We start from the raw sequence: 7382 nt of genomic DNA, 5'->3' as shown, positions 1-7382 counted from the left end.
GGCGCCCGCCGCCGTAGCCGCCCGCGGCCGGCCCGGCCGTCTCGGCCCCCACGACCTCCGCGTCCACGACCTCCGGCAGCGGCACCTGACGGAGCAGCACCTCCTGGCCGCTGAACGTGTCAAAGGCCCGGGTCTCGGCGAATTCGTCCTCGCCGAGGGGCCGCACCGGAAGGCGGTATCTCTCGGCGAGCACCCTTCCCGCGTACTCGTCCACGACGCCTCCCCGCAGCGCGCACTGTGTCTGCCGTCGCGCGCCGGAGCCACCCATCGGCGCCGGCGCCTCCGGTCACTTCCGGTCGCATTCCCGCCGATTGCGGATGCGTACGGTCTTCGCCGTCTCACGATACGTCCCGGCGCCGGAGCGCGCGGCCCGCTCGGCCCAACGACGCGCGCCCCGTCCGTTCTTCACCTGACCGTCCCTCAGTCCTTCAGCGCGAAGGTCTTGAAGGCGGTATGGATCAGCTGCTGACACGGCTTGTCCGACCAGGCGTCCGCCTTGCAGGTGATCATGATCGCGTAGCCGTGGTTGTCGTCGGCCCGGAAGCCGCGGTCGAGGACCCGCACCTTCTGCCCGCTCTGCCGGCGGGTGAACGACCAGTCGGCGACCGTCGGGTAGTTCCGCCACTTCACCGACTTGATGCCGATGAGGTGGTAGTCCTCGCTGGAGCCGCGCACGGCCGGCTCCAGGCTGCGCCAGGAGGCCGCCGCGTCGGAGCCGGGCTTGGCGTTGTAGTCGATCTGGATGCGCGGGAAACCGCCCGAGGCGCTGTAGATGGCGCCGGAGCCCTCGCCCGCGGTGCCGGTCTGCTTGAAGCCCTTGGGCATCGCCATACGGAAGTGGAACGCGCCGTTGGTCAGCTCGGCGAAACCGTCCGGCACCGCCTTGCCGTCCTTGCCGCCCCTCCCGTCCGCGCCGCCCCCGGGGTCCGCGGGGCCCTTGTCGCCGGCCGGGGTGACCCCCGTCGACTGCGGGGCGGGCTCCCCGGCGGATTCCTTCGTGGTGTCCCCGCCGGTCCCGGCCGACTCCGCCTCGGGCTTCGCCCGGCCCGCGGACGACGCCTTGGCCTGCTTGCCGGCCCCCTTGCCGTGCGTCTGCGTGGAGTCGTCGCCGCTGAGCGCAATGGCCAGCACCGTGCCCAGCACCGCCAGGGCGACGACCACGGCCACGATGATCAGCGTGCGGCGCGGGACGACATCGGTCACCGACGCGCGTGCGGACGGGCGGTTGCCGTCGCCGGGCCGGGCCTCCAGGCGGGCCTTCGCGGCGGCGGCCGCTGTGCGCACGGCCTCCAGGGCGCCGCGCATCCGCTCCTTGGCGGCCTCGACGTCGGACCCGGGGCGGGCGCCCGTCCCGCGGTCCGCCTCGGCGACGGCCGGGGCCTTACGGTCCGCCGTCGCCGGCTCGGCGCCGGCGGCCTCCTGGGCAGCCGATCCGGAAGCCTTCTTCGGGCGCCCGGTCCGCGCCGGTGCGCTCGCCGCGGCGGCCTTGCCGGAGGCGGCCGCGCTCTTGTCCGCGGTGGGGCCGCGGGAGCTGCTCCCGCTTGTGGCCGCCGGCTCCGCGACCGGTGCGGCGGCCGGCTTCGCCTTCGGCTTGCGCGCCGGCCGCGCCTTCGCGGCGGGCTTCGGGGCGGCCTTGGGCTTCGCCTCCGCCCGCTCCTTGGGCACCGTCGGCAGCACCATCGCCCGGGTCTCGTCCAGCGGGGGCTCGGGCTTGCGGGCCTCGGGGGCGTGCACCACATCCAGCAGCAGCGCCCGCGCACCGGCATCGTCCAGCCGGCCCGCCGGGTCCTTCACCAGCAGCCCGTAGATGGCCTCTTCCAGGACGCCGGCGCTCTTCGGCGGCTCGACCGGCTCGGTCATCACCGCCGTCAGCGTGGCGATCGCCGAGCCCTTGTCGTACGGCGGCACGCCCTCGACGCAGGCGTACAGCAGCCCGCCCAGCGACCACATGTCAGCCGGCGGGCCCGGCTTCTGACCGCGGGCGCGCTCGGGGGAGATGTAGGAGGGGGCCCCGACGAGCATGCCGGTCGAGGTCACGGAGGGATCGCCCTCGACCTGGGCGATACCGAAGTCGGTCAGCACGACCCGGCCGTCGTCGGACATCAGGACGTTGGACGGCTTCACATCGCGGTGCAGGATGCCCTCGGCGTGGGCGGCGCGCAGCACATCGAGCACGGCCAGGCCCACCTCGGCGGCGCGGCGCGGGGTGAGCGGGCCGTCGTCCCGGACGACCTCGGCCAGCGAGCGGCCCTCGACCAGCTCCATCACGATCCACGGGCGGTCGTCCTCGTCGACCACGTCGTAGACCGTCACGGCGCCGTTGTTCCGGATCCGGGCGATCGCCTTGGCCTCGCGGAGCGTACGGGTGATCAGACGACGCTTCTCGTCCTCCTCGACCCCGCCCGGGAAGCGCAGCTCCTTGACTGCGACCGTACGGCCCAGGACCTCGTCGCGTGCCCGCCATACGGTGCCCATACCGCCACGGCCGAGAACATCGGCGAGCCGGTACCGGCCGGCGAGCAGCCTGCCCTCCTTGCCGTCCATCTCGACCTCGTCACCCACTGAATCCCCTCTGCAATCCAGTCGAGTTGGCAGCTTCGACGTCCCATCGATCACCAAACTGACCCAACTCGGACAACCCACCCTGGCAGAGCCTTCATTCTCCCTCATCCGGAGCCATGCGGAAGGCCCGGGTCGGTGCCGGACAACACCTGGCACCCGTCATGATGGCCCGAACGAACGGGAGTCCCGATGACGATGCGCCCGCCGTGCCCGGCCCCGGCCGGTGACCCGCGCCCGGCACCGCGCCCGGCCGGCCGCCGCCGCGCCGCGGTCCCGGCGGGTCTGCTGGCCGCGCTTGCCCTGGCGGCCTGCACCGCCCGGCCCGACGCCGCCCTCTCCCCACCTGCGGCGGTCGCCCCCCGGCCGCCGGCAGCGGGGACGACGGCGGCCGCACCACGCCATCCGGCCGACGACGGGGCGGTGTCCGCACCGCGCCACCCGGCCGGCGCCGGGGCGGAGTCCGCACTGCACCGGCTGGTCACCGACGGGGCGCCGGGCGCCGCCTCGCTCACCACCCGCGGCGGCGGCTCCTTCGCCGCGCGGTTCGCCACCATCGGGGTGGCCGATCTGCACAGCGGCCGCAGGATGGGTCCGCAGGACCACTTCCGGGCCGGCTCCATCACCAAAACCCTGGTCGCGACGGTGATCCTGCAACTCGTCGCCGAGGGCAGGCTGACCCTGCACGACAGCGCCGCGGCCCACCTCCCACCGGGCGTACCGACCAGGGCGAAGGGCGACGGCAGCGACCTGCGACGGGTGACGATCCGCCAGCTGCTGGACCATACGAGTGGTTTGTTCAACTACACCGCGGACCCCCGGCTGTCCCGGCAGCTGAGCGGCGCGGGCTTCGGCACCCACCGCTACGACAGCCACACCCCGGGCGAGCTGCTGCGGATCGCGCTCGACCATCCGCCGGTGGCCCCACCGGGCACCCGCTACGCCTACTCCAACACCAACTACCTCGTCCTCGGCCTGGTCATCGAGGCGGTCACCGGGCACCCGTACGCCGCGGAGATCCGCCGCCGCGTCCTCGTCCCCGCCGGGCTCGGCCACACCTCCTTCCCCGGCACCGACCCCGTACTCCCCGAGCCGCACGGCCGCGGGTACTCCCGGATCGGTCACCACCGCGTCGATGCCACCTCCCTGGACCCCAGCCGGGCCGGGGCGGCCGGAGAGATGATCACCACCCTCGGCGATCTCAACCGCTTCTTCTCCGCGCTGCTCGGCGGGAAGCTCCTGGCACCGCGCCAGATGGCCGAGATACGCAACGAGAAGGGCACCGGCGGCACCTACGGCCTCGGCCTGTTCGCCACCGCGCTGCCCTGCGGCGTCACGGTCTGGGGTCACGACGGCGACATCAACGGCTCCTACACCCGGACCGCGGGCACCGCCGACGGCCGTCAGGTCGTCAGCTTCCGTGTCAACACCGCCCCCTTGCCCGACCCGGCGCACGGCACCGCCGTCCTGACCGCGGAGTTCTGCACCCGACGGCCCACCGGCGGCCGACCCTAGGGGCACCCGCCCCGCGGCCTACAGGGGCACGATGTCCGGCGCCCCCAGCCGCGCCGCATCCGCCGTCAGATCGTCCGGCTGGCGCTGCGATTCACGCTCCGCCTCGACCCGCTTCTGGTAGTGCGCGATCTCCTTCTCGACCTGGTCGCCGTCCCAGCCCAGCGCCGGTGCGATCAGCTCGGCCACCTCCCGGGCGCTGCGGGCGCCGCGGTCGAAGGTCTCGATGGAGATCCGGGTGCGCCGGGTCAGCACGTCGTCGAGATGCCGGGCGCCCTCGTGCGTACAGGCATAGACCGCCTCGGCCCGCAGATAGTCGTCCGCCGCCGTCAGCGGTTCGCCCAGCGACGGGTCGGCAACCACCAGCTCCAGCAGCTCCTCGACCAGCGAGCCGTAACGGTTCAACAGATGCTCGATGCGCGCCACATGCAGCCCGGTACGCGCCGCGATCCGGGCCCGCGCATTCCACAACGCCCGGTACCCCTCGGCACCCACCAGCGGCACGTCCTCCGTCACGCACTCCGCAACCCTCCCCCAGCTCCCGCTGGGGGTACCCCCAACGAGCCCGTGCACCGCCTCGTCGACCGCGTCCTTGGCCATCACCCGGTACGTCGTGTACTTGCCGCCGGCGACCACGACCAGCCCCGGCACCGGATGCGCGACGGTGTGCTCCCGCGACAGCTTGCTGGTGGCGTCCGACTCCCCTGCCAGCAGTGGCCGCAGCCCGGCGTACACACCCTCCACGTCGTCCCTGGTCAGCGGCGTCGCCAGCACCTCGTTCACATGCTCCAGCAGATAGTCGATGTCCGCGCTGGAGGCCGCCGGGTGCGCCTTGTCGAGATCCCAGTCCGTGTCCGTCGTCCCCACGATCCAGTGCCGCCCCCACGGAATGACGAACAGCACGCTCTTCTCGGTCCGCAGGATCAGCCCGCTCGTCGAATGGATCCGGTCCTTCGGAACCACCAGATGAATCCCCTTCGACGCCCGGACGTGGAACTGCCCGCGCTCCCCGATCAGCGCCTGGGTGTCGTCCGTCCACACCCCGGTGGCGTTGACGATCTGCCGCGCCCGGATCTCGTACTCGCCGCCCCCTTCGACGTCCTCCACCCGCGCGCCGACCACCCGCTCGCCCTCGCGCAGAAAGCCCACCACCCGCGCCCGGTTGGCGACCGCCGCACCGTAGGACGCCGCGGTCCGCACCATCGTCGCCACATAGCGCGCGTCGTCCATCTGCGCGTCGTAGTACTGCAGCGCACCGACCAGCGCGCTCTTCTTCAGGCAGGGCGCGACCCGCAGGGCCCGCTTCTGCGAGAGATGCCGGTGTACGGGCAGGCCGCGGCCGTGCCCCGACGAGACCGACATCGCGTCATACAGCGCCACCCCCGCGCCCGCGTACCAGCGCTCCCACGCCTTGTGCTGCAACGGGTACAGAAACGGCACCGGCTTGACCAGATGGGGCGCCAGCCGCCCCAGCAGCAGCCCCCGTTCCTTCAACGCCTCTCGGACCAGCGCGAAGTCCAGCATTTCCAGATACCGCAGACCGCCGTGGATGAGCTTGCTCGACCTGCTGGACGTGCCCGAGGCCCAGTCCCGCGCCTCGACGAGTCCGGTGGACAGACCGCGGGTCGCCGCGTCCAGCGCGGTCCCCGCGCCGACGACTCCCCCGCCGACCACAAGGACGTCCAGCTCCCGTTCCGCCATTCGGGCGAGCGCCTCGGCCCGCTGCGCCGGTCCCAGTATCGCTGTCTGCACCGCTGCCTCCCGCTGTGCTCGGGGCCATACCCGCCGTCCGTCGATTCTGTCCGCGCTGCGTTCCGCTATCCACCCTCCGCCCATGAACGGCAACACCCCGCCGCCTTGATCCACCAATCCCTATTCTGGGTCAAATATCCGCTTAGTCTACTTATGCGCCATCCGCATACGTCATGCGCACACGTCATTCGCAGTCGCTCGGGAAGGACGGCCGCAGCATGCCCGCAGATCTCGCCGTCATCGGACTCGGTCACCTCGGCCTCCCCCTCGCCCAGGCCGCCACCACCGTCGGCATCAGCACCCTCGGCTACGACCCCGACCCGCACACCGCCGCCCTCTCGGGCGCCGACGGGCCGCTGTCCGCCACCGAACTCCGCCGCCTGCTCTCGGCCGGCTTCCGCACCACCACCGACCCCACCGCCCTCGGCCGGGTCCGCACCGCCGTCATCTGTGCGCCCACCCCACTCGGCGAGGACCAGACCCTGGACCTGGGCTGCATCGCCGACGCCGCCCGCACCCTGGCCGCGCAGCTGCGCCCGCACACCACGGTGATTCTCGAATCCACCGCGTACCCCGGCACCACCGAAGAATTCCTGCGCCCCCTCCTGGAGGAGGGCTCCGGCCTCACCGCCGGGCGCGACTTCCACCTCGCCTGCTCCCCCGGCCGCCTCGACCCCGGCAACCGCACCCACGGCATCGCCAACACCCCCAAGGTGATCGGCGGCCTCACCCCCGCCTGCACGGAGGCGGCCGCCGCCTTCTACGGCCGCCTCACCGACAAGGTCGTCCGCGCCCGCGGCCCCCGCGAGGCCGAGACCGCCAAGCTGCTGGAGACCAACTACCGCCACATCAACATCGCGCTGATGAACGAGATGGCGGTCTTCTGCCATGACATCGGCGTCGACCTGTGGGACGTCATCCGCTGCGCCGAGACCAAACCGTTCGGCTTCCAGTCCTTCCGCCCCGGCCCCGGCGTCGGCGGCCACGCCGCCCCCATCGACCCCAACTACCTTGCTTACAACGGCCGTTCACCGGGCCACCCGCTCCGCATGGTGGAACTGGCGCAGGAAGTCAACGGCCGGATGCCCCGCTACGTCATCCAGCGCTGCGCCACCCTCCTCAACCACCACGGCAAATCCGCCCGCGGCGCACGGGTCCTGCTGCTCGGCGTCACCTACAAGCCGGACATCGCCGACCAGACCGGCTCCCCGGCCCGCGAGATCGCCTCCCGCCTGCGGGAACTGGGCGCCCACCTCACGTACCACGACCCGTACGTCCCCCAGTGGAACGTCCTGGACCGCCCCGTCCCCCGCGCCGACTCCCTCTACGAAGCGGCAGCCGCCGCGGACCTGACGATTTTGCTCCAGGCGCATCGCACGTATGACCTTCAGGGGCTGTCGGTGAAGGCGCAGCTCCTGCTGGATACCAGGGGTGCCACGCCGGCCGGTGCGGCGCACCGGCTTTAGCGCCGGGGCCCGGCGTACGTACTCGGCTGCGGCGCCGTTTTGCCTCGCGGCCCGGCGTACGTACTCGGCTGCGGCGCCGTGCGTTTTCGCCTT

At 72.7% G+C, this 7382-nt stretch carries 5 protein-coding genes; 2 read left to right on the top strand and 3 right to left on the bottom strand.

Annotated elements, in window-relative coordinates; all coding sequences use genetic code 11:
* The coding region (locus tag EST92_RS30060) for a hypothetical protein (RefSeq protein WP_135789079.1) at positions 1 to 268 on the bottom strand (268 nt) is incomplete at its 3' end.
* Between the two features lie 152 nt (positions 269 to 420).
* Positions 421 to 2562 (bottom strand): serine/threonine-protein kinase, encoded by a 2142-nt coding sequence (locus EST92_RS30055; protein ID WP_174244173.1) that lies wholly within the window; start codon positions 2560 to 2562, stop codon positions 421 to 423.
* A 189-nt stretch (positions 2563 to 2751) separates the two neighbouring features.
* On the opposite strand from EST92_RS30055, the gene EST92_RS30050 reads away from it, so the two are divergent.
* The gene (locus EST92_RS30050; protein ID WP_129283847.1) at positions 2752 to 4074 is read left to right on the top strand and encodes a serine hydrolase domain-containing protein; all 1323 of its coding nucleotides are present in this window, start codon (positions 2752 to 2754) and stop codon (positions 4072 to 4074) included.
* 18 nt (positions 4075 to 4092) lie between these two features.
* On the opposite strand, the gene EST92_RS30045 is transcribed toward EST92_RS30050, so the two are convergent.
* Complete coding sequence (locus tag EST92_RS30045) at positions 4093 to 5823, bottom strand: glycerol-3-phosphate dehydrogenase/oxidase (protein WP_129283846.1); 1731 nt, start codon at positions 5821 to 5823, stop codon at positions 4093 to 4095.
* A 218-nt stretch (positions 5824 to 6041) separates the two neighbouring features.
* On the opposite strand from EST92_RS30045, the gene EST92_RS30040 reads away from it, so the two are divergent.
* Positions 6042 to 7289, top strand: coding sequence for a nucleotide sugar dehydrogenase (locus tag EST92_RS30040; RefSeq protein WP_129283845.1), 1248 nt, complete (start codon positions 6042 to 6044; stop codon positions 7287 to 7289).
* Positions 7290 to 7382 lie beyond the last annotated feature (93 nt).

The organism is Streptomyces sp. TM32 (assembly GCF_004122755.1).
GTDB classification, from domain to species: domain Bacteria; phylum Actinomycetota; class Actinomycetes; order Streptomycetales; family Streptomycetaceae; genus Streptomyces; species Streptomyces sioyaensis.
This window is presented reverse-complemented; position numbering and strand designations above follow the sequence as displayed.

What these genes read in the sequence shown, in the direction of transcription:
- EST92_RS30050 (WP_129283847.1), top strand. Translation starts at nt 2,752, where the DNA reads ATGACGATGCGCCCGCCGTGCCCGGCCCCGGCCGGTGACCCGCGCCCG.
- EST92_RS30040 (WP_129283845.1), top strand. Translation starts at nt 6,042, where the DNA reads ATGCCCGCAGATCTCGCCGTCATCGGACTCGGTCACCTCGGCCTCCCC.